General features: G+C 63.6%; 19 protein-coding genes. 10 read left to right on the top strand and 9 right to left on the bottom strand.

What is annotated here, in order from left to right:
* Positions 1-80 precede the first annotated feature (80 nt).
* Entirely contained in the window at positions 81-1,472 is a 1,392-nt protein-coding gene (gene tcuA, locus X265_RS29485) for an FAD-dependent tricarballylate dehydrogenase TcuA (protein ID WP_128968017.1), read from the top strand.
* Positions 1,459-2,559, top strand: a complete 1,101-nt coding sequence (gene tcuB, locus X265_RS29480; RefSeq protein WP_128968016.1) for a tricarballylate utilization 4Fe-4S protein TcuB — start codon at positions 1,459-1,461, stop codon at positions 2,557-2,559. Before tcuA ends, tcuB begins: the two co-directional genes overlap by 14 nt.
* A 9-nt stretch (positions 2,560-2,568) precedes the next feature.
* Here the strand turns inward: tcuB and X265_RS41550 are convergent, their stop codons facing one another.
* The 5 genes from X265_RS41550 to X265_RS29450 all read right to left on the bottom strand — a co-directional run bounded on the left by X265_RS41550 (position 2,569) and on the right by X265_RS29450 (position 8,518).
* Positions 2,569-3,201, bottom strand: a complete 633-nt coding sequence (locus X265_RS41550) for an alpha/beta hydrolase (RefSeq protein ID WP_244659422.1) — start codon at positions 3,199-3,201, stop codon at positions 2,569-2,571.
* Between the two features lie 48 nt (positions 3,202-3,249).
* Positions 3,250-4,557 carry a GGDEF domain-containing protein gene (locus X265_RS29465; protein WP_128968015.1) on the bottom strand — a complete coding sequence of 436 codons (1,308 nt, stop codon included), beginning with the start codon at positions 4,555-4,557 and terminating at the stop codon, positions 3,250-3,252.
* Positions 4,558-4,802: 245 nt separating this feature from the next.
* Positions 4,803-6,107, bottom strand: a complete 1,305-nt coding sequence (gene pncB / locus X265_RS29460; protein WP_128968014.1) for a nicotinate phosphoribosyltransferase — start codon at positions 6,105-6,107, stop codon at positions 4,803-4,805.
* Positions 6,108-6,220: 113 nt separating this feature from the next.
* Positions 6,221-7,435 (bottom strand): hypothetical protein, encoded by a 1,215-nt coding sequence (locus tag X265_RS29455; protein WP_128968013.1) that lies wholly within the window; start codon positions 7,433-7,435, stop codon positions 6,221-6,223.
* A gap of 153 nt (positions 7,436-7,588) precedes the next feature.
* On the bottom strand, positions 7,589-8,518 hold the full coding sequence (locus X265_RS29450) for a LysR family transcriptional regulator (protein WP_128968012.1): 930 nt from the start codon (positions 8,516-8,518) through the stop codon (positions 7,589-7,591).
* A 96-nt stretch (positions 8,519-8,614) separates the two neighbouring features.
* On the opposite strand from X265_RS29450, the gene pcaH reads away from it, so the two are divergent.
* From pcaH to X265_RS29435, 3 genes are all read left to right on the top strand, one after another.
* On the top strand, positions 8,615-9,403 hold the full coding sequence (gene pcaH / locus X265_RS29445; protein WP_128968011.1) for a protocatechuate 3,4-dioxygenase subunit beta: 789 nt from the start codon (positions 8,615-8,617) through the stop codon (positions 9,401-9,403).
* 5 nt (positions 9,404-9,408) lie between these two features.
* Positions 9,409-10,035 (top strand): protocatechuate 3,4-dioxygenase subunit alpha, encoded by a 627-nt coding sequence (pcaG, locus tag X265_RS29440; RefSeq protein WP_128968010.1) that lies wholly within the window; start codon positions 9,409-9,411, stop codon positions 10,033-10,035.
* A gap of 167 nt (positions 10,036-10,202) precedes the next feature.
* On the top strand, positions 10,203-10,592 hold the full coding sequence (locus tag X265_RS29435) for an SPW repeat protein (protein ID WP_128968009.1): 390 nt from the start codon (positions 10,203-10,205) through the stop codon (positions 10,590-10,592).
* A gap of 4 nt (positions 10,593-10,596) precedes the next feature.
* On the opposite strand, the gene X265_RS29430 is transcribed toward X265_RS29435, so the two are convergent.
* Entirely contained in the window at positions 10,597-11,499 is a 903-nt protein-coding gene (locus X265_RS29430) for a helix-turn-helix domain-containing protein (RefSeq protein ID WP_128968008.1), read from the bottom strand.
* Positions 11,500-11,549: 50 nt separating this feature from the next.
* Here X265_RS29430 and pobA point away from each other — a divergent pair, with 50 nt between their 5' ends.
* A complete protein-coding gene (gene pobA / locus X265_RS29425) occupies positions 11,550-12,722 on the top strand; it encodes a 4-hydroxybenzoate 3-monooxygenase (protein WP_128968007.1) in 1,173 nt (390 codons plus the stop codon).
* 40 nt (positions 12,723-12,762) lie between these two features.
* Here pobA and X265_RS29420 read toward each other — a convergent pair whose 3' ends face one another.
* From X265_RS29420 to X265_RS29410, 3 genes are all read right to left on the bottom strand, one after another.
* Positions 12,763-14,913, bottom strand: coding sequence for an adenylate/guanylate cyclase domain-containing protein (locus tag X265_RS29420; protein ID WP_128968006.1), 2,151 nt, complete (start codon positions 14,911-14,913; stop codon positions 12,763-12,765).
* Positions 14,914-14,932: 19 nt separating this feature from the next.
* On the bottom strand, positions 14,933-15,601 hold the full coding sequence (locus tag X265_RS29415) for a hypothetical protein (protein WP_128968005.1): 669 nt from the start codon (positions 15,599-15,601) through the stop codon (positions 14,933-14,935).
* A 243-nt stretch (positions 15,602-15,844) separates the two neighbouring features.
* On the bottom strand, positions 15,845-16,921 hold the full coding sequence (locus X265_RS29410; protein WP_128968004.1) for an HD domain-containing phosphohydrolase: 1,077 nt from the start codon (positions 16,919-16,921) through the stop codon (positions 15,845-15,847).
* A gap of 278 nt (positions 16,922-17,199) precedes the next feature.
* Here X265_RS29410 and X265_RS29405 point away from each other — a divergent pair, with 278 nt between their 5' ends.
* From X265_RS29405 to X265_RS29390, 4 genes are read left to right on the top strand one after another with little or no spacing between them, the layout of a single operon-like run.
* The gene (locus tag X265_RS29405) at positions 17,200-17,523 is read left to right on the top strand and encodes an STAS domain-containing protein (protein ID WP_128968003.1); all 324 of its coding nucleotides are present in this window, start codon (positions 17,200-17,202) and stop codon (positions 17,521-17,523) included.
* Entirely contained in the window at positions 17,523-17,888 is a 366-nt protein-coding gene (locus X265_RS29400; protein WP_092300982.1) for a response regulator, read from the top strand. Before X265_RS29405 ends, X265_RS29400 begins: the two co-directional genes overlap by 1 nt.
* A complete protein-coding gene (locus X265_RS29395) occupies positions 17,885-20,023 on the top strand; it encodes a chemotaxis protein CheA (RefSeq protein WP_128968002.1) in 2,139 nt (712 codons plus the stop codon). The genes X265_RS29400 and X265_RS29395 overlap by 4 nt, the downstream gene beginning before the upstream one ends.
* Positions 20,023-20,484 (top strand): chemotaxis protein CheW, encoded by a 462-nt coding sequence (locus tag X265_RS29390; protein WP_128968001.1) that lies wholly within the window; start codon positions 20,023-20,025, stop codon positions 20,482-20,484. Before X265_RS29395 ends, X265_RS29390 begins: the two co-directional genes overlap by 1 nt.
* Positions 20,485-20,511 lie beyond the last annotated feature (27 nt).

Below are 20,511 nucleotides of genomic sequence, written 5' to 3'. Positions count from 1 at the left end.
AAAAGTACGCAATGGTGGACCGGTTGACCTGGGCCTCGGGCGGCAGAATGTCTCCAACCTCGTCGCATCGGGCAGACGGCATGAGCAGCAAATACGATGTGCTGGTGATCGGCGGCGGCAACGCGGCGCTGTGCGCGGCGATCGCGGCGCGCCGCAGCGGCGTCTCGGTGCTGGTGCTCGAAGGCGCGCCCAAATTCTATCGGGGCGGCAACACCCGCCACACCCGCAATATGCGTTGTGCCCACGATGCCGCGACCGAGATCCTGACCGGCCCCTACACCGAGGAGGAGTTCTGGGAGGACCTGCTGCGCGTCACCGGCGGGCAGACGGATGAGGTGCTTGCCCGTCACATGATCCGCGAGTCCAAGGACATCCTGAACTGGATCGTGGAGCAGGGCGTTCGCTGGCAGCCCTCGCTCGGCGGCACGCTGAGTCTCGGCCGCACCAACTCCTTCTTCCTCGGCGGCGGCCGGGCGATGCTGAACGCGCTGTATCTGACCGCCGAACGTCTTGGCGTCGCCATCGAATACGACGCCGAAGTCACCGATCTTGTGATCGAGGACGGCATGTTCCTCGCTGCGCGCCTGAAGCGGCCGATCAACGGCGAGACCGAGATCCGCGCGACCTCGCTTGTGGCCGCCGCCGGCGGCTTCGAAGCCAACATCGAATGGCTGAAGCAGTATTGGGGCGAGGCTGCCGACAATTTCCTGATCCGCGGCACGCCCTATAATCGCGGCTCGATCCTGAAGATGCTGCTCGACAAGGGCGTACAGCAGGTCGGCGATCCCACCCAGTGCCACGCGGTCGCGATCGACGCCCGCGCGCCGAAATTCGACGGCGGTATCATCACGCGCCATGACTCCGTGGTGTTTGGTGTCGTCGTCAACAAGCATGCCCAGCGCTTCTACGACGAGGGTGAGGACATCTGGCCGAAGCGCTACGCGATCTGGGGCCGGCTGGTCGCGGCGCAGCCCGACCAGATCGCCTACATCATCTTCGATTCAACCGTCGTCACCAGCTTCATGCCGACGCTGTTCCCGCCGATCGCGGGACAGACCATCGCGGAGCTTGCCGGCAAGCTCGAACTCGATCCGGCCGCTCTGGAAAAGACCATCACCGAGTTCAACGCCGCCGTGCGGCCCGGCACCTTTGACCACACCATCTTGGACGACTGCGTCACCGAAGGCATCACGCCGCCCAAGACTCATTGGGCGCGCAAGATCGAAACGCCGCCTTATCTTGCTTATCCAGTGCGGCCGGGCATCACCTTCACCTATCTCGGCACGCGCGTGACCAAGGAGGCGCGGATGCTGATGGCTGACGGCAGGCCGTCCGCCAACATGTTCGCCGCCGGCGAAATCATGGCCGGCAACGTGCTCGGCAAGGGTTACGCCGCCGGCATGGGCATGACCATCGGCAGCGTGTTCGGGCGGATCGCAGGACGGGAAGCGGCGAAACATGCACGGAACTAGGATCCTCGACGAAGCCGACCGCCTGATGACGGTCTGCAATTCCTGCCGTTACTGCGAGGGGCTTTGCGCGGTGTTTCCTGCCATGGAAATGCGTCGCGCCTTCTCCGACGGCGACCTCAACTATCTTGCCAATCTCTGCCATGCCTGCGGTGCCTGCTACGTCGACTGCCAATTCTCGCCGCCGCACGAATTCAACGTGAACGTTCCGAAGACACTCGCGGTCGCGCGCGCCGGGTCATACGCGGCCTATGCCTGGCCCAAGGTGCTGTCCGGCGCCTTCGCGCGCAACGGGCTGGTCCTCAGCATCGTCGTCGCGATCAGCATGGCCGCCTTCATTCTCGGCTTTGCGGCACTGAATGATAGCTGCGTGCTTTTCGGTGTGCACACCGGGCCCGGCGCTTTCTACAGACTGATGCCGCACAACGCGATGGCCGCGCTGTTCAGCGCTGCGTTTCTCTTTGCCATCCTGGCGCTGGTCATGAGCGTGCGCGCATTCTGGCGCGATATCGGCACGCCCATCGGCGGCCATGCCGACGGGGGCTCCATCTTCCAGGCGATCCGCGATGCCGGCGAACTGCGCTATCTCGATGGCGGCGGTGTCGGTTGCTACAACGAGGACGACAAGCCGACCGACCGGCGGAAGCTCTTCCATCACCTGACCTTCTACGGCTTCCTGCTGTGCTTCGCTGCAACCTCGGTGGCCACGCTCTATCACTACCTGCTCGGGCGCGAGGCGCCGTATCCATGGTGGGATCTGCCGGTTGTGCTCGGCACGCTCGGCGGCATCGGCCTTGTCGTTGGCCCGATCGGCCTGTTCGCGGTCAAGATGCGACGCGATCCGGCACTGCTCGACGAGTTCAGCTACGGAATGGATGTCGGCTTCATTGCCATGCTGTTCCTCACCGGCCTCACCGGCATGCTGCTTCTGTTCTTGCGTGAGACCTGGGCGATGGGACCGCTGCTGGCGCTGCATCTCGGCGCTGTCTTCGCGCTGTTCATCACCATGCCCTACGGCAAGTTCGTGCACGGGATCTATCGCTTCGCGGCGCTGGTGCGTTATGCCCAGGAGCGCCGGACCGCGGCTTAGCCGTCAGGTTCAGCTAAAGCGGTAGTTGCGAAGAAACGCGATCGTTTGCTCGATCGCGACGCGGTCGCGAGGCAGTCCTGTATGGGAGGTCATCACGACGATATGGTCGGCCATACCGCTCAGCATTACGCTCTGAACTGAGACCCGGCCGTCATTCGGCCTCGGCAGCACGAAGAGACCGGCGACGCGGTCGATGAAGCGGTTTCCTGCAATCACACCGACTGGATAGTCCATTTCGGGCAGCGCGTTCGGCCTGGCTGTCGTGAGTTCGAGCCCGGCGGGGCCATAGAAGGCGCGGTAGAGTCGAGACCGGCTCAGGAGATCGGCGACCTCGCTGCCGAAACCTATCTCGACCTCTTCGCCGAGCACGCCAATTTGCTGCGCTCGCTGTTCGAGCATCGAATGGAGGACGACCGTCCTTATCCCGACGACATCCTTCAGATGGTGATGGATGCTTTCGCCTTGATGCACCCACCGCTCATGCGGGTCCTCCCCGAGGCGGACGACGTCAAGATTGCGCTGCTCTCGCGCACCCTGTTTTCCGCCGTGCATGGGATCATCTCGCTCGGGCTCGAAGAGCGCATGGTCGCCGTGCCTCCGCAGATGCTGCGCCAGCAGGTCACGCAATTCCTGGACGCGCATCTCGTCGGTCTCGGGATCCTGCCGGCACGATCACGGCGACGATCGCCGTCACGCGCGAGCGGCTTCGCGGGGCCTTGGGGCGACGAGAACGACATCCGGTTTGCCGTTGTCGACTTGAACCCGGTTGCGACCCTTTTCCTTGGCGCGATAACAGGCGGCATCCGCCCGGCGCATCGCTTCCTCGAGCGTGGTGCTGCCCTCGGCGATGCAGGCAACGCCGATGCTGGCAGTCACGGCAAAGCAGCGATCGTCCCAGGCGAAGCTGAACCCTTCAAGCGACCGTCGCAGCCGCTCGGCAATATCGACGGCCTCGTATGGCGGACATTGCGGCAGGATCAGCCCGAATTCGTCACCGCCGAGTCGGGCGACCACGTCGTATGACCGCCGGTCCTGCTGCAACAGGCGTGCGACCTGACACAGCAGCCGATCGCCGGCGAGATGGCCGCAGTTGTCGTTGACGGCCTTGAACTGGTCGAGGTCGAGCAGGATCAGGCTCAGCGAGCGCTCGCTGCGGCCATCGAGCTCGCTCTGAAGTCGCGCCTCGAAGGCTCGCCGGTTCGCGATACCTGTCAGCCAGTCATGCGAGGCTTGAAAGGCGAGACGATCCTTTTCCGCATGCAATGCGTCCTCGAATGCCAGCCTTTGCAGCACCAGTCGCCGTGTGTGCCAGATCAGGAGCAGGATCAAGATCGCGGCGGTCGCGATGTTCAGCCAAGTCAGAGTCAGTTTGATGGTGCGGGAGCCTTCGCCCAGGACCGTTGAGAACCGCTCGGCATGCCCCGTGAACTGCCTGTTCAACTCCGAGAGCCGTGACGAGAGGAACTGCCGGCGACCGCTGTCTCTGATGGGGCCGTCCTTCAGTTCACTCCGGATGACTTCACCGAACACGCTGAGCTCCAGCAGCATCGGATCGGTGGCAGCCCACTCCCGAATCGCCTCCTTGAGAAAGCTGACCTGGTTGAAATAGCGGAACAGCCAGATCGGGCCAGGAACGTCGTCCGGGTGGTTGCCGCCTTGCAGGAAGCCGATGCGCGCGGTCTCGATGTCGACCGGATCACTCTCGAGCGCCCATCTTGCATACTCATCGCCGATGGGGACGGCGAGCGAGGTCCGGTATCGTGCAAACTGGCTGGCTTCCCCCGAATGCAGATAGAGATTGAGGAAATAGACGGCGTTCTTCTGCGAACGCGACCACATCGCCTCGCCCGCGACATATGCGCGAACCGACGACATCACCTCCAGGCTGAATCCGGCGATCGCCGCCTGCAGCACGACGACCATCACGAACGGCGAGACGAGCTTGATCGCGTGAAGGAAGCTGCGTTCCTTCGCCGACGTTGCTGTTCTGCGAAACACCCTGCGTTCCCCAAATCATTCAACGACCCAGCCGATCGTTCGGCTGATAACGCGAACCTTGCGGGAATCCTGCTTAACTCGACATGAGAAAGCCGCGAGATCGTCTCTCAGGGTGAAAGCGACGTGAAACAGATGCGCGCAGATCGTCGCAAATGCTACTCAGCCGGAACCGCCGCGGTATCGGCGCGCCGATACCGCGAATCCGGCCGTTCCGATTTACGCAATCGAGAGAATCTGGGCTGCTGCTAAACCAATACTGGCTTGCGCACACGGCCGGCGTTGCCGAACACGCGCAAATAGCGCTCGATCTCCGAGGGTATGCCGGTCGCCTTTTCCGGGTTGTCGGAGAGCTTGACGGCCGGACGTCCGTCGACCGACGACACCTTGCAGACCAGCGAGATCGGATCGAGATTGAACGAGCCGTCCGGCGCGCAGCCGACGAAGTCGTTGGTGAGATTTGTGCCCCAGCCGAACGAGAGCCGCACGCGGCCTGCGAAGTGGTGATAGGTCTCCTCGATCGAGCCGACGTCCATCGCGTCGGAGAACACGAGCAGCTTGTCCTTGGGATTGCGGCCTTTCTTCTCCCACCAGGCCACGATCTCCTCGCCGGCCTGGATCGGCGGCGCGCTGTCGGGGCGGAAGCCGGTCCAGTCGGCCACCCATTCCGGGGCATCGCGCAGGAACGCCTTGGTGCCGAAGGCGTCCGGCAACGCGATCAGCAGATTGCCGCCATAGGTCTGGCGCCACTGATCGAGAATGCGATAGGGCGCCCAGCGCAATTCCTCGTCGTCCCTCGCCAGCGCGGCCGCGACCATCGGCAGCTCATGCGCATTGGTACCGATGGCTTCGAGATCGTTGTCCATCGCGAGCAGCACGTTGGAGGTGCCGATGAAGGACGGGCCGAGGCCTTCCTTCACCGCCTCAACGCACCAGCGCTGCCAGAGGAAGCCGTGGCGGCGGCGGGTGCCGAAGTCGGACAACCGCAAATTCTCCAGCTTGCGCAGCCGCTCCACCTTGGTCCACAGCTTGGCCTTGGCGCGGGCGTAGAGCACGTCGAGCTCAAAGCGGCCGCGGCCCTTCATCGCCGAACGTGAGCGCAATTCGTTGAGGATGGCGAGCGCCGGAATTTCCCACATCGTGGTGTGGGTCCACGGCCCGTGGAAATGCAGCTCGTACTGGCCCTCGACCTTGCGCAGCTCGTATTCGGGAAGGCGGAATTCGGCCAGCCAGCGGATGAAGTCCGCCGAAAACATGTGGGTCTTGCCGTAGAAGGTGTTACCGGCGAGCCAGATCAGCTCCTTCTTGGAGAAACGGATGGTCCGGGCGTGGTCGAGCTGGGCCCGCAGTTCGCCCTCGTCGATGATCTCGGCAAGGCGTACATGGCGCGAACGGTTGATGACTGAAAATGTGACCTGCTGATCCGGATAGTCATCCCGAATCATCTGTAACATCAACAGCTTATAGAAATCTGTATCGAGCAGGCTGCGGATGATGGGATCCAGCCGCCAGCTGTGATTGTAGGTTCGGCTCGCAATGTCGGTCACTGTCATGGCCGAATTCTAGCGTGACGGCCCGCGCGCAACCAGTGGATTTCGGACGGAGCATCGTCACGGCGCGCCGGGCCTGGTGCGGCCGAACCCAACTGATCCTCTGCAATCGTGCCTTACATCGCGTCGAACTGCCCGGTCAGCGTGACGCGCGGGCCGTGCGTGTAGCGGTCCGGTGTGAAACCGGCGTTGGACGAGCCGGCCTGGTTGAACACGTTGACGAACGCATCGAGCCGGTAGCTGGCGCCAAGCTTGAGGTTCTGCGTCAGCCAGTAAGAGGCGCCGACCTGAATGTCGGCGCTCAGCGCACCGGCAAACAGCCGGTCGTTGCCCGTTCCGATCTGGTCGACGACCGTGGGCGGCGGGCTGCCAACAAACAAGCTCCTCGTTGTGATCTGCGATTGCTGCCGACCCAACAGCAAGGCGACGTCGCCGCTATAGTCGAACGACCACTGGCCGGCGAATCGGACCGAGCCTTCCAGGCCGATGAGGGGGCCTGCGCCCAGGAAGCTCGCGCGTGCGTCGTTGTAATTCGCGATCGTGATGGAAGCGCCGGCGCCTGTGCCAGCCTGGACATCAGAGTCCGAGCTCCGGGCGGTGAACTCGGCCACGCGAAGACCTGCCTTGAGCTGAAGTGCATCTGGGCCGCGCCCGGCAAAGTCACGCCCGATCGCAAGATCAGCAAGCCAGTGAGTTTCCTTGTAGGCTGCCGCGAAGGTTTCCGTTCCCGTCAGCCCGCCGCCGGCGATGCCGATCGTTCGCGTGCCGTTGCTCGAGCCGCCTTCGCCATAGCGGAATTGGCCGCCGACGTGCCAGAAAGATCCGTCGAAGCCGTGGTCGAATCCGATAGCCGCTTCCCAGCCCACTTTGGGCGTCAGATCGAAGACTCCGGTGACATTATTTCCGGCGTAGTTGCTGAACACGGGATCCCCGCCGCTCCAGATTGCGCCGCCTTCGATCCAGGCCCTGAACAGTGCCGGACCGGCCAGCGGCGTTGCCTTGGCCGGGAAGTCTGCGGCATAGGACTGCAAGGGATTCATGGCCTGTCGCGACGCCGCCGATACGGCCATGAACGTGACGTTCTCCTGCCGTGGTCGGTTGGACGTCTTGGCTGCTTCGACCGCGGCGCGCGCTCCCGGTGATTTCAGCCGGTGATTCTCTTCGAGCAGCCGCTGGCTCTCGCGCAAGAAGGCGTTTTCCTTGCGAATGGCAGCATTCTGGCGTTCCAGCTGTTCGAGGCGCGCGTTGACGTCTTCGAGTTCGCCGGCGGCGGCTTTGGTCGCCGTCAACGCCGCGGTCGCGCCGAGCACGAGCGCAAGAATCTTTTTCATTGTATTCACCTCGTCCCACCAGTGGCGCGACCGTGGCGAGGAATCATGGATTGCGCATCAACCGTTCGGTTGAACTCGTCCGGCTGCCGCGCTTGACGCGACATTTCCGGGCGCTGGTGTGGCCGATCGGCCGCAGCGGTGCTGACGCCTGGATCAGCCGCCGGCAGCCGTCGCTGCGATCGTTTCGAGCTGGCTCCTGATCCAGCGATGCGCGGGGTCCTTGTGGTAGCGCTGGTGCCAGACCATGAACATCGGCAGCTCGGCCAGCGTGCGCGTGCGCGAGGCCAGCGGAATCCGCGCATGCGCGAATCCACCCATCACACCGGAGGCGAGCAGGCTCGGCATGCTCGCCAACATCTGCGAGCCGCGCAGGAACGACGGGACACCGGAGAAGCTTGGCACCGAGATGGCGATGTCGCGGTGGAAGCCGTTGGCCGCAAGCCGGCGGTCGAAGTCGAGCCGCTCGTTGTCGGTATAGACCACGGTGATGTGACGGGCGGCGAGATAAGCGCTGCGGCCCGCCGGGGCGGCGCGCGCCTTGGGATCGAAATAGCAGACGTAATGATCGCTCAGCAGCCGCTTCTGCACGATGTCGATGCCAACGGGCGGCAGCGGCGTGATCAGGAGGTCGCAGCGATTCTCGCGCAGCATGGCCGGCGAGGGCGATTGCGACGGGATCACGCGCAGGTTCAGGCTCTTTACTCGCGCTGCGACGTGCTCGAAGAAGCGCGGCAGCAGCAGGTCGCGCTGGAAATCGTTGGCGGCGATCGTCAGCGAGAGCTGCGCGCTCGCCGGTTCGAACGTGACGCCGCCGGCGAAGCTGCGCATCTCGTCGATCAGCGCGCGCGCCTTTGCGGCGAGTGCCTGGGCATGGGCGGTCGCGACGATGCCGCGGCCGGATTTCGCGAACAGCGGATCGCCGGCGATGCGCCGCAGCTTGTTCAGTCCGTGGCTGACGGCCGACTGGGTCAGGCCGAGCCGCGTGGCGGCTGACGTGACCGAGCCCTCCTCCAACACGGCGAGGAACAGCTCGAGGGCGTGGCCGTCGAGGGCCAAATGATCGATTTCCTTCATACTATGCATTATAATTGATCTATTTATTTGTGGAATAGCCCGGGCGATGATCTCGCCAACACGCCGCGCCAGCACCGGTCGCGGTCAGAGGGAGAGACACCGCCGATGAATGCCCAGGCACCAGCCTTGCGCGATCCCCGCCTCAACCGCCCCGAGCCCTTGACCCCGCCGCTTGGCGACGGCGCTTTCTTCCAGCGCGACCGCTCGATCCATCCGCCGGCGCACGCCCCCGGTTACAAATCCTCCGTGCTGCGTTCTCCGCGCCAGTCGCTGCTGTCGCTGGAGAATTCTGTCTCCGAAATCACGGGACCGGTATTCGGCCACAACGATCTCGGCCCGCTCGACAACGATCTGATCCGCAACTACGCCAAGGACGGGGATCCCGTCGGCGAGCGCATCGTCGTCCATGGCCGCGTGCTGGACGAGACTGGTCGGGGCGTGCCGAACACGCTGGTCGAGTTCTGGCAGGCCAATGCCGGCGGCCGCTACCGGCACAAGAAGGACACGTATCTTGCGCCGATCGATCCGAATTTCGGAGGTTGCGGCCGCGCGCTGACCGACGACACCGGCTACTATTATTTCCGCACCGTGAAGCCGGGGCCTTATCCCTGGCGCAACTACGTCAACAGCTGGCGACCGGCCCATATCCATTTCTCGGTGTTCGGTTCGGGCTTTGCGCAGCGGCTGATCACGCAGATGTATTTCGAGGGCGACCCCCTGATCCCGATCTGCCCGATCCTGACGACGATCCCGGACAAGGACGCGCTCGATCGCCTCGTGGCGCCACTCGACCTCAACGCCTCGACGCCGTTCGACTCGCTCGCCTACCGCTTCGACATCGTCCTGCGCGGCCAGCGCTCCACCTATTTCGAAAATCGCACCGCGGGGAATTAAGATCCATGGCGCAGCCGCTCAACTATCTCAAGGAAACCGCCTCGCAGACCGCCGGGCCCTATGTCCATATCGGCCTGATCCCGGCCATGGCGGGCTTCGACATCTTCGAAAAGAACTTCTCCAATGTGCTGGTGACGCCGAACACGCAGGGCGAACGCATCACGCTCGAAGGCAGGGTGCTCGACGGCACCGGCACGCCGCTGCGCGACGTGCTGCTGGAGATCTGGCAGGCCAATGCGGCCGGTCGCTATAACCACCCGGCCGATCGCTCGGCCGGCGCGCTGGATCAGGATTTCCGCGGCTGGGGCCGCGCGGGCTCCGACTTCGAGGGCGGGCTGGTGACTTTCGAGACCATCAAGCCCGGCGCGATCGTCGACAAAGCGGGTCGCAAATGCGCGCCGCACGTCAACGTCTGGATCGTCGCGCGCGGCATCAACATCGGATTGAACACGCGCCTCTATTTCTCGGATGAAGAGGCGGCGAACGCCGCCGACCCGGTGCTCAATCTGATCGAGCAGCCGGTGCGACGGGCGACCCTGATCGCAAAGCGTGGCGAGCGTGCCGGCAAGGTCGTGTATTCCTTCACGATCAATTTGCAGGGGCCTGAGGAGACGGTGTTCTTCGACGTCTGATTGATCCCGGCTGCAATGAAACGGCCCCATCCAACGGTGGGGCCGTATCCGTTGCCGGCGTCGCTTCGGGCAGTGAGTGAGACGAAAGTCTAGCCAGCGGCCGCGATCGGTTGGGAACCAAACCGCTTCTGGATCTTTGCTTCGACAGGTTCCTCGCGGAGGGTCCCATGAGCAATCTGAAAGAGCGCGAAACCGCCCCTGACGTCTACAATCTGTTTCTCGCGGCGGTTCTCTTCCTATCGCCGTGGCTGTTCAAGCTGACGAACAGCCAGGGCAAGATCGACCTTTGGATCACGAGTGCGATCATCGTTGTGCTCTCGCTTGCGGCCATCATCGCCTACCGTGATTGGGAGGAGTGGATCAACGTTCTCATGGGCGTCTGGCTGATTGCCTCGCCGTGGCTGCTCGGATTTCCGCACACCCGCGCGATGCATCTGAGCATCGGTTTCGGCATCGTCATCGTGCTTTTGGCATTGCTTGACCTCTTCCTCCACTACGAGAAGAGGCATCCGGAGGATATGTCCGCAGAGTCCGGGCACGAGGCGGCACGACAATAGCGCGCTACTCCCCGTCGTGGAGCTGTGTGCGAAAGGCGCTCGGGGAAAGCCCGGTGGCCGAAGTGTAGACCCTGCTGAAATAAGCGGGGTCCTCGAAGCCGAGTGCGTAGGCGATCGTCGAGACCGGCAGGTTGGTGTAGACGAGGTTCCGCCGCGCTTCGCGGATCAGCCGGTTCAGGATCAGGTGCGAGGCGGTATCGCCGGTTGCCGCGCGCGTGATGCGGTTGAGATGCGTCGGCGTGATCGCGAGCGCCTTCGCGTAGTCCGCCACGCTCCAGCGCTCCAGATGATGCTGTTCGAGCAGGGCCTCGAAGCGACGGAATAGATTTGACTCTGCGCTGACGCCGCTGCCGCTCTCGCCCGTGAGCGCACGTGCCACGAGACCGATCATGGCCGCCGATAATGCACGCAGCACATGCGCCCGGCCGAAATCGCGTGCGGCATGCTCGGCGAAGATCTGCTTCATCGTGGCGCGGATCTGCGCCGTGCCGCGCACCACGGCCGATCTCGACAGCACCCCGCGCAGCCCCTCGGCGGCAAGCAGCGCCTCGTCCAGGATTTCCGCAGCGATGGTCAGCACCCAGCCCTGGGTTCCCGGAGTGAAGCGGAAGCCGTGGACATGACCGACCGGCACGTTGACGATCTGCATCGGCTTCAAGGGCACGACCCGTCCGTCGAGCGTCGCTTCGCCGCCGCCGCGCTCGATCAGCAGCACCTGGTGCAGCCGGGCATGCCGGTGCACGGCAAGGGTCCAGTCGTGCAGCACCGAGCGGGACGCGATCGTCTCGCAATGGACGACGTCGGGCAGGTCGCCGGACTCGCCGAACAGATTGTAGACCCGGATGGCCGGGGTGGGAGCTGTGGTTCTCATGTTCGAATAGTACAAGACAATGGCGAAAGCCTCCATCGGTCCTGTCAGCGGAATCTGCAAAAAAGTGCCGACGGGAGGACGGAAAAATGAAAGTACAGGTCTGTATCATCGGTGGTGGGCCGTCCGGGCTGCTGCTGTCCCAGCTGTTGCACCTGAAAGGCATCGACACGGTCGTGTTGGAAAAATCCAGCCGCGACCACGTGCTGTCCCGTATCCGCGCCGGCGTGCTCGAGCACGGCTTCGCCAGGCTGATGCGAGAGGCACAATGCGGCGAGCGGATGGACCGCGAGGGCGAAATCCACAATGGATTCGAGATCGCTCATGACGGCGTGCTCTCCCATATCGATCTGCACAAGCACTCCGGCGGAAATTCCGTGCTGGTCTACGGCCAGACCGAGTTGACGCGCGACCTCTACGAGGCGCGCGATCGTCTCGGCGGCAAGGTGGTGCACAATGCCGAAGACGTGGCACCGCATGATCTAACATCGGATCGGCCTTACGTGACCTATCGCGCGAACGGCGAGACCATCCGCGTCGATTGCGAGTACATCGTCGGCGCCGACGGTTTCCACGGCGTCAGCCGCAAATCGATCCCCAAGGACGTGCTGCGTGAATATGAGAAGGTCTATCCGTTCGGCTGGTTAGGGGTGCTGTCGCGGACCAAGCCGGTGTCTCCGGAACTGATCTATGTGAAGCACGACCGTGGCTTCGCGCTCTGCTCGCTGCGCTCGCAGGTCCTAAGTCGTTATTATGTCCAGGTGCCGCTCACCGACAAGGTCGAGGACTGGTCGGATGATGCATTCTGGGCCGAGCTGAAGCGTCGCTTACCGGACGAGGTCGCCGCGCGACTGGTCACCGGCCCATCGATCGAAAAGAGCATCGCGCCGCTGCGCAGCTTCGTCGCGGAGCCGATGAGCTATGGCCGCCTGTTCCTCGCCGGCGATGCCGCCCATATCGTGCCGCCGACCGGCGCGCGCGGGCTGAACAGTGCTGCCTCCGACATCTATTATCTCTATCACGCAATGCTGGCGCATTATCAGCAGGGCGACGATTCCGGACTGAAGGGCTATTCCGCCAAGGCGCTGGCGCGGATCTGGAAGGCGCAGCGCTTCTCGTGGTGGATGACGATGATGCTGCACCGCTTCCCCGACCGCTCGGAGTATGAGGATCGGCTCCAGCAGACCGAGCTGGAGTACCTGTTCTCGTCCGAGACGGCGCAGCGATTGCTCGCGGAGAATTATGTGGGGCTGCCGTTCTGAGCGGTGGCTCGCTGTCATTCTCGAGATGAGACGAGTGGCGCTATTTTCCTTCCAGCGTATTCACTGGCGTCCAGTCGGGCGCCGGCGGATTCGCCGCCAGCGCCTGGGCACGCCTGGCGAAATATCGCGACGGCGGGTCGTCGCCGGCGGTGCTTTCGAATAGCTGGGCGGCTTGTGCGAAGTCCCGCGCGCGCCAGCACGCAAGCCCCTTGGCGTAAATTGCGGCGTGGTTGCTCTGCTCCTCGGTCTCCTGGTCCTTGTTCGCAAGCGGCTCGTACACCCTGATCGGCTCGTCGCGACCGTGAACTCTGATCAGGTCCAGTTCGCGCCAGGTGTAGGCGCTGCGGCTCTGGTTCACGGTCATCTCGGACGCCATGATCACGGTGCCGAAATATTTATTGGCGCCTTCGAGCCGCGAGGCGAGGTTTACGGTGTCGCTCATGACGGTGTAGTTGAAGCGCCGGCGCGAGCCTATGTTGCCCACCACGGCCTCGCCGCTGTTCAGCCCGATGCGGTGGGCAAGGCCGCGGCCCCGGAAGGCGGGATGGCTGTCGTTGAGCTCCTCGAGATGGTCACGGCATTGCAGCGCGGCGGCGACCGCATTCCGCGCGTGATCCGGATCGTCGGCCGGCGCACCGAACATCGCGACGATGGAATCGCCGATGTATTTATCGACATAGCCGCCATGGCTTTCGATGATGTCGGTCATGGCCGAGAGATATTCGTTCATCAGCGCGACCAGCTCGGCCGGCGTCATCTTCTCTGCAATCGAGGAGAAGCCGCTGAGATCGGCGAAGAACATGGTGATGTTGCGCATCTCGCCGCCGAGCACGGGCATCTTGCCGGATGCAACCATGCTGTCGATCACCTCCGGCGCGAGATAAAACGCGAAGCTCTTGCGCAGGAAGCGCTCCTCGCGGTCGGCGATGACGAAACGGTAGCCGATCATCATCGCGAGGGCTGCAAGGCCCGCAAGCACGGGCTCGGTCAGGGGGAGTGCGATGGCGTGCACGAACGTGCTGACGGCAACAGCGGCGTAGGCGACGGTGAGCCCGAGCCAGGTGATGGCTGCGCTGGTCGGAGCGAGCAGGCAGGCGGCAGTCGCAATGAGGGCCGCGAACACGATCGTCAGAATCAGCCGCAGCGGCAAGCCGAGCTCGGTGATGGCATCATGCTCGAGCAGATTTCGCACGGCCGTGGCATGGACGAAGACGCCGGCGACCGAGCTGCGCGCTGCTCGTGCTGCGATCGCAGGCGCGGGCAGGGCGCATCGCGCCACCGGCGTCCCGTCATAGCCGCGGGCCAAATGCATTGAGGTGAGCTTGCGGTCATCAAAGGTAAGAAGGCTGCCTAGCAACACGATCTTGCCGTCGAACGCGCGGCGGAAGAAGTCGGTATCTCCTTTCTCGACGCAGCCGCGCAAATCGGCGAAGGAATAGGTCGGGATGTCGCGGCCCATGCCGCGGAAGTTGAGTGTGACCGTATTGGGGACCGCGCTCGGAACCGCATAGTCCGACAAGCGCGTCACGCCGCCCGGTCCGGTCTCGGGCTTTGCACCGAGCGAGCGCGCCGCGAGTTCGACGGCCATTGCGGGCACCGGCCGTCCCTCGATGGAGAAGCTCAGCGGCATCCGCCGGATCACGTTGTCGGGGTCGGTATGGACGTTGAGCGCGCGGATGTTGTTCTTCACCGCCAATTGCTGCGCGCGATCGGGTCTGTCCGGATGGTCGTTGCTGAGAATCTCGCCGAGCACGAGCTTGCCGCTGTCGGAAAGCTTCCTGAGCGTGATCAGATAGTCCCGGTCAAATCCTTTCACTCGGCTGCCGAACGAGGTATCGCCAAAGGGGATTTCCGACTGCTCGATCGAACTCGGAAAGATGACGTCGAATCCGATGACCTTGGCGCCGCCCTCGGTGATGCTGCCGAGCACCCGCCCGATCTCGCGGGTCCACGTCTGCGTCGGCGATCCCTTGAACGGCGGGGTCTCGTAAGTCTCCCCATCAATCGCGACGACGACGACCGGCGATGTCGCGGGATCGCGGCGGTCGCCAACCAGCATCCAGCGCAACGCCGTGAGAATGTCGAGCGAGAGACCGTGCAGTCGCTCGAGGGGTGGAGACGTGACAGCCGCGCCCGCAACAAGCGCAATCAGGATCGCCGCAACGATGTCCCGTCTGCCGATCCGCCGCATCGTTGCCGTCGCGGGTCCTCTATTCGAGCCGCAGCAGCCGGCCGACGATCGGGGTCGGCGACGCGGTCGCGCTGGCGTCGACCTGGAAGGCGTAGCGCTTGTTGCCGAGCTTTGCGAGATAGCTGCCGCCCGGCGTCAGAGACTTGCCGGCTTTCGAAAGATCGTAGAACTTTCTGGCGACCATGATGTCGTTCTTCAGCGGAAGTGTAATTGTCGGTTCCTGGCCGTCGGTGCGTTCAATCACCAGCGTGCTGCCGCTCCTGGCTTGAATCAGGGGCGCGACTCCGTAGATCGTCGGCAGCTTGGCCGGGGCGCTGCCACCATCGGCTCGCATGCTGCGGAACGTGGTTGCCGCGCTCTGGTTCGCCTCGCGCTCGGAGAGCTGCACGGCGTTGGCATCGCACGGCACTTTGACACGTTCCACGTTGCCGAGTTGTACGGTGCTCTGCTCCGCGCCGACCAGCACGACGCCTTCGGTGATGGTCTCGCGCAGGCAGGATTTGAGATAGCTGAGCGTGATGCCGGCCTTGGGGCCGAGCTTGATGATCTTGCCGGCCGCCACGTAGTCCATGAATTCGATGCCGGCGACCTTGCCCTGTACGTCCTCGACAATGGCGGCGGGTGTCTGCGCGACAGCCGGCGCGCTCAGGCAAAGCACGCCCACGACGGCGCCGATCAGGCTTCTCATGATTTTCTCATCCAGTTCGAACGATATGCGACTGATCCCCGCCCGGCGCGAGCCTAGCAGAAAAAGGCTCCAGGCAAGTGTGATCAGAATCACCCCTGGTATTGGTGCACCCTGGCGGGAACAGGTTCAAAGCTTTGATGGCAGAAAACCGCGCCTCGGCAAACGGTGAATGCATCCGCCTATCAGACGGCGGTGGTCTCCGGCGGGCGGCCCCGGTCCGGAGGCTCCCCGGGCGCTACCACATTATAAAGAGTGCGAGGCAGCCTCGGAGTTTTGAAGCGGCGTCGCGCTCTGCCGGGGCGCGATGCCCAGCACCTCATCCCAGCGCGACAGAAAGGCTTCGACGCAGGCCGGGTCGAACTGCCGTCCCTGGTTCTCGATCAGATAGTCACGCGCCAAGTCCAGCGGCATCGGCTCTTTATATGGCCGCCGCGTCGTCAGGGCATCGAAGACGTCGGCGACCGCGACCACGCGCGCCGCGATCGGGATCTCGTCCGCCCTAAGGCCGTTCGGATAGCCCGCGCCGTCCCAGCGCTCGTGATGGCCTGCGGCGATCTGCGCACCGAGCTGGATCAGCTCGCAGCTGGAATCGGCTAAAATCTTTTCGCCGATCGTCGCATGGGTGCGGATCACTGCCATCTCGATGTCGGTCAGCTTGCCCGGCTTGAGCAGGATGTCGTCGGGAATGGCGACCTTGCCGACATCGTGCAGGGGGGCGGCGAGATAGATGTCCCGGCAGACCCGGATGGGGAGGCCGAGCTGTTCGGCGATGATCCGGCTGTAGCGGGCGACCCGCAGGGTATGCTCGCCGGTGTCGTTGTCACGATATTCGACCGCGAGCGCGAGCCGCAGGATGATCTCTTCCTCGCGCTCGCCGAGCTTGCGTGTCGCGGCAGCGACCTCGCTGGCCAGATGCGCCGCGCGATCGTTTAGCTTGCGTACGGCTGCACCAAGCTGAATCAAATTCCGCAGGCGTACCGTCATTTCGACGCTTTGCGGTGCCTTGGGTAGGAAATCGGTTGCACCCGCCTGCAGCGCTTCCATCTTGACGTCGTCGGTCTGCCGCGACGTGATCATCGCGATCGGAATGTCGGTGCAGCCCGGCAGCGCCCGAAGCGCTCGGATGAAGCTGATGCCGTCCATATGCGGCATTTCATAGTCCACCAGCACGAGGTCAAAGACGCGTTCGCGCGCGCAAGCCAGCGCCTCGACGGGATCGAGGAACGTGGTGGCCTCGACGAGGCTGTCCGCTTCGATATGACGTTTCAAGAAATTGAGGACAGAGCGGCTGTCATCAACCAGAAGCGCTTGGGTCAGCATCGGCGGCCGGACTCATTCGGATGGCGAGGCGTGATCTCAATGAATAGCGCGGGCGATTTAACGCGGAGCAAATGCCCCGCCGCGGCAAACTGCTTCGACCATGCATGAGATTTGAGCGGGTCGTGCACGTTTGCATGCATAGGCGAAGTTATCGGGATTGTGACCCGTAGTTGTACGGACCATCCCATTAGGGGTTTGCATACTCTCGTACCCGGATAGTCCCCGCAGGGGATTCGCGCCGTACGGGCAGCGGAGCTTCCAGTAAATTTGGGGGACGAATGTCGTCTGATGTCACTGAGCCGAAGTGGTCCCTGCGGCTGCCTGCGGATTGCAGCATTGCTGCGATCCGTGGGGTCTACGACCTGATCCGCGAAGCCTTCGGCCGACAGGACCGGCTCGAGATCGATTGCTCGAGCGTCGACAAGGCTGACGTGACCTCAATTCAGCTTCTGCTGTCGACCGCCAAGACCGGCGAGGCCCAGGGCCGGCCGGTGGTGCTCACATCGTTCTCCCAGTCTCTGCGCAACACCCTTCGCCGCGCCGGCTTCGCCAGCGAGGCAATGATCGATCAGCATTTCCCGCAAAAGAGAGATGGCATCTAATGGCCACGATCCTCACGGTCGACGATTCCCCGAGCATCCGGCAGATGATCAAGGTCGTGCTCGAGCCGGCCGGTCACAGCGTGATCGAGGCCGGCGACGGCGCGCAAGGCCTCGCCAAGGCGCAGGCCGGCAAGCTCGATCTCGTCATCACTGACCTCAATATGCCCGTCATGAACGGGCTGGAGCTGATCAAGGCGCTGCGCAAGCTGCCGAGCGCGGTCGGCATGCCCATCGTGTTCCTGACCACCGAATCCAACGACACGGTGAAGCAGGAAGCCAAGAGCGCCGGCGCGACCGGCTGGATTACAAAGCCGTTCAAGCCCGAGCAACTGCTCGCCGTCGTTGCGAAACTGGTGCGCGCATGAGTGCGATGGACCCGACCGAGATCTTCCGCCAGGAAGCGAGCGAGCTGTTCGAGGTTCTGGAAGGAGCCCTGCTCGACCTCGGTCAGCGTCCCGACGACCGTGAGCTGGTCGATTCCGCGTTTCGCGCCCTGCATACCATCAAGGGCTCCGGCGCCATGTTCGGTTTCGACAAGGTCGCCTCCTTCACTCACGAATTCGAGACCGCCTTCGATCGCGTCCGCAAGGGCGAGATCAGGCCGACCCAGGAGCTGATCTCGGTCGCGCTCGCCGCCAAGGATTATATCCGCGCGCTGATCGAGGATCCGCAGTCGACTGACGATATCATCGGGGAAGCCATCCTCGACGACCTCAAGCGCTTCGTGTCATCGGACCTGCCCGCCGCTCCCATCGTCGAGCTCGCGGAAGCGCCGCCGATCGCGCCCGTCGAAAGCAAGCAGGCCGGCTGGCATCTTTTCCTGGAATTCGAATCCCACATCCTGCGGAACGGCTCCAACCCGCTCGATTTGCTGGAAGATCTCTGCAAGCTCGGCCCGTGCTTCGTTGTGCCGATCACCGACGGTGTTCCGTTCCTCGACGAGATGGAGCCGGAAGACTGCTATCTGAAGTGGGACGTCAAGCTGCACGCGGCCTGCGACAAGGCCGCGATCGACGACGTCTTCATGTTCGTCTCAGACGAGATGAAGCTGACGCTTTCGCCGCTGGAGCATGTCGAAGCGCCCGCGCCGGCGCCGCTGTTCCAGCTCGCCGACGAGGAGCCCGCGCTGGCGGCCGAGATGCCGGCACTGGCCGTCGAGGCCCCCGTCGTGGAGCAGCCGGTCGCCAAGGCGGAGCCCGGGCCGCAAGCAAAGGCGGAAGTCAAAGTCGAAGCAAAGGTCGAACCCAAGACTGAAGCCAAGACTGAAGCCAAGACTGAAGCCAAGACTGAAGCCAAGGCCGAAGCCAAGCGCGACGATCGCGGCATCGCCACCGTCCGTGTCCAAGCCGAGCGCCTCGACGAGTTGATGGACCGGGTCGGCGAACTGGTGATCGCGCAGGCGCGCCTGACCCAGCTCGCATCCGCTGGTTCAGATCTCTCAATCAAGATGATCGCCGAAGAGATCGAGCGCCTCGCCTCGTCCTTGCGCGATACCACGATGGGCGCGCGCATGGTGCCGATTGGTTCGCTGTTCGGTCGCTTCCGACGCCTGGTCCACGACCTGTCGCGCGATCTGTCGAAGCCGGTGGAGTTCGTCACCTCCGGCGAAGATACCGAGCTCGACAAGACCATGATCGAGTGCCTGGCCGATCCGCTTGTGCACCTGATCCGCAATGCCATCGACCACGGTATCGAAGACACCGCAACGCGCGCTGCCAACGGCAAGACGGAGCAGGGCCGGATCGAGCTCGCGGCGGTGCATTCCGGCGCACAGGTGCTCGTCACCGTGAAGGACAATGGCGGCGGCCTCGACACCGCCCGCATCCGCGCCAAGGCCGAAGAGCAGGGCCTGATCGCGGCCGGCGCCGTGCTGTCCGATCACGAAATCCATCAATTCCTGTTCCACCCGGGCTTCTCGACCGCACAAACCATTTCTGCACTCTCCGGTCGCGGCGTCGGCATGGACGTGGTGAAGCGCACCATCGAGAACATGCGCGGCTCGATCGACCTGTCGACCCGGCCGGGTCAGGGCACCACGGTGACGCTGCGCCTGCCGCTGACGCTCGCCATCATCGAAGGCCTTCTGATCCGCGTCGGCGAGGGCCGCTACATCATCCCGCTGTCGGCGGTGGAGGAATGCATCGAGCTGACCGCCGAGGATGAGCGGTCCCGGGGGCGCAATTTCCTCAACGTGCGTGGCAACCTCGTGCCCTTCCTCCGGCTGCGCGAGCTCATGTCGTCGTCGGGCACGCCTGATCGGCACCAGAAGACGATCATCATCTCGACCGGCGAAACCCACGTCGGTCTGGTCGCCGACCAGATTATTGGCAACCACCAGACCGTGATCAAGTCGCTCTCCAAACTGCATTCGGACGTCACGATTTTCTCCGGGGCGACCATCCTCGGCGACGGCACGGCGGCGCTGATCCTCGACGTGGCGCAGCTCGTCACGCTGGCGCAGTCGAAAGTCGAGAAGCAGCATATCAGCGAGGCGGCGTAATGACCGATGGTTTGGCGACGGAACACCAGTCCGGTGCGATGCAAGTCGTGATGATCGGCCTTGGCGAGGAGAAATTCGCGCTCGACGCCGGCCTGGTCCGCGAGATCATCGATCCTGTGCCGGTGACCAGGGTCGCGGGCGCCCGGTCCTTCGTTCCCAGCGTGATCAACGTACGCGGTAACGTCATTCCGCTGGCTGACCTGCGGATCCGCTTCGGCATGCCGCAGCTCGAAGATTCCGCCGAGACGCGGATCGTCGTCATTGAGATCGAGCTCGACAACGAACCCGTCCTGGTCGGCGTCACCGCCGACAGGGTCTACGAAGTCACGGAAATTTCGCAGACCGACGTGCAGCAGACGCCGCGCGTCGGCATGCACTGGAAACCGGAGTTCATCCGTTTCATCGCGAAGTGGCGTGAAGAATTCGTCATCGTTCCCAACATGGAACGCATCCTGAATTGAGATTAGGGCTCCGCGAGGGGCTTAGGG

Source organism: Bradyrhizobium guangdongense (assembly GCF_004114975.1).
Lineage (GTDB): Bacteria > Pseudomonadota > Alphaproteobacteria > Rhizobiales > Xanthobacteraceae > Bradyrhizobium > Bradyrhizobium guangdongense.
Note: the sequence above shows the minus strand (reverse complement) of the source record. Positions and strands in the feature narration are given on the sequence as shown.

What these genes read in the sequence shown, in the direction of transcription:
- tcuA (WP_128968017.1), top strand. Translation starts at nt 81, where the DNA reads ATGAGCAGCAAATACGATGTGCTGGTGATCGGCGGCGGCAACGCGGCG.
- tcuB (WP_128968016.1), top strand. Translation starts at nt 1,459, where the DNA reads ATGCACGGAACTAGGATCCTCGACGAAGCCGACCGCCTGATGACGGTC.
- X265_RS41550 (WP_244659422.1), bottom strand. Translation starts at nt 3,201, where the DNA reads ATGCGCGTCCAGGAATTGCGTGACCTGCTGGCGCAGCATCTGCGGAGG.
- pncB (WP_128968014.1), bottom strand. Translation starts at nt 6,107, where the DNA reads ATGACAGTGACCGACATTGCGAGCCGAACCTACAATCACAGCTGGCGG.
- X265_RS29455 (WP_128968013.1), bottom strand. Translation starts at nt 7,435, where the DNA reads ATGAAAAAGATTCTTGCGCTCGTGCTCGGCGCGACCGCGGCGTTGACG.
- X265_RS29450 (WP_128968012.1), bottom strand. Translation starts at nt 8,518, where the DNA reads ATGCATAGTATGAAGGAAATCGATCATTTGGCCCTCGACGGCCACGCC.
- pcaH (WP_128968011.1), top strand. Translation starts at nt 8,615, where the DNA reads ATGAATGCCCAGGCACCAGCCTTGCGCGATCCCCGCCTCAACCGCCCC.
- pcaG (WP_128968010.1), top strand. Translation starts at nt 9,409, where the DNA reads ATGGCGCAGCCGCTCAACTATCTCAAGGAAACCGCCTCGCAGACCGCC.
- X265_RS29435 (WP_128968009.1), top strand. Translation starts at nt 10,203, where the DNA reads ATGAGCAATCTGAAAGAGCGCGAAACCGCCCCTGACGTCTACAATCTG.
- X265_RS29430 (WP_128968008.1), bottom strand. Translation starts at nt 11,499, where the DNA reads ATGGAGGCTTTCGCCATTGTCTTGTACTATTCGAACATGAGAACCACA.
- pobA (WP_128968007.1), top strand. Translation starts at nt 11,550, where the DNA reads ATGAAAGTACAGGTCTGTATCATCGGTGGTGGGCCGTCCGGGCTGCTG.
- X265_RS29420 (WP_128968006.1), bottom strand. Translation starts at nt 14,913, where the DNA reads ATGCGGCGGATCGGCAGACGGGACATCGTTGCGGCGATCCTGATTGCG.
- X265_RS29415 (WP_128968005.1), bottom strand. Translation starts at nt 15,601, where the DNA reads ATGAGAAGCCTGATCGGCGCCGTCGTGGGCGTGCTTTGCCTGAGCGCG.
- X265_RS29410 (WP_128968004.1), bottom strand. Translation starts at nt 16,921, where the DNA reads ATGCTGACCCAAGCGCTTCTGGTTGATGACAGCCGCTCTGTCCTCAAT.
- X265_RS29405 (WP_128968003.1), top strand. Translation starts at nt 17,200, where the DNA reads ATGTCGTCTGATGTCACTGAGCCGAAGTGGTCCCTGCGGCTGCCTGCG.
- X265_RS29400 (WP_092300982.1), top strand. Translation starts at nt 17,523, where the DNA reads ATGGCCACGATCCTCACGGTCGACGATTCCCCGAGCATCCGGCAGATG.
- X265_RS29395 (WP_128968002.1), top strand. Translation starts at nt 17,885, where the DNA reads ATGAGTGCGATGGACCCGACCGAGATCTTCCGCCAGGAAGCGAGCGAG.
- X265_RS29390 (WP_128968001.1), top strand. Translation starts at nt 20,023, where the DNA reads ATGACCGATGGTTTGGCGACGGAACACCAGTCCGGTGCGATGCAAGTC.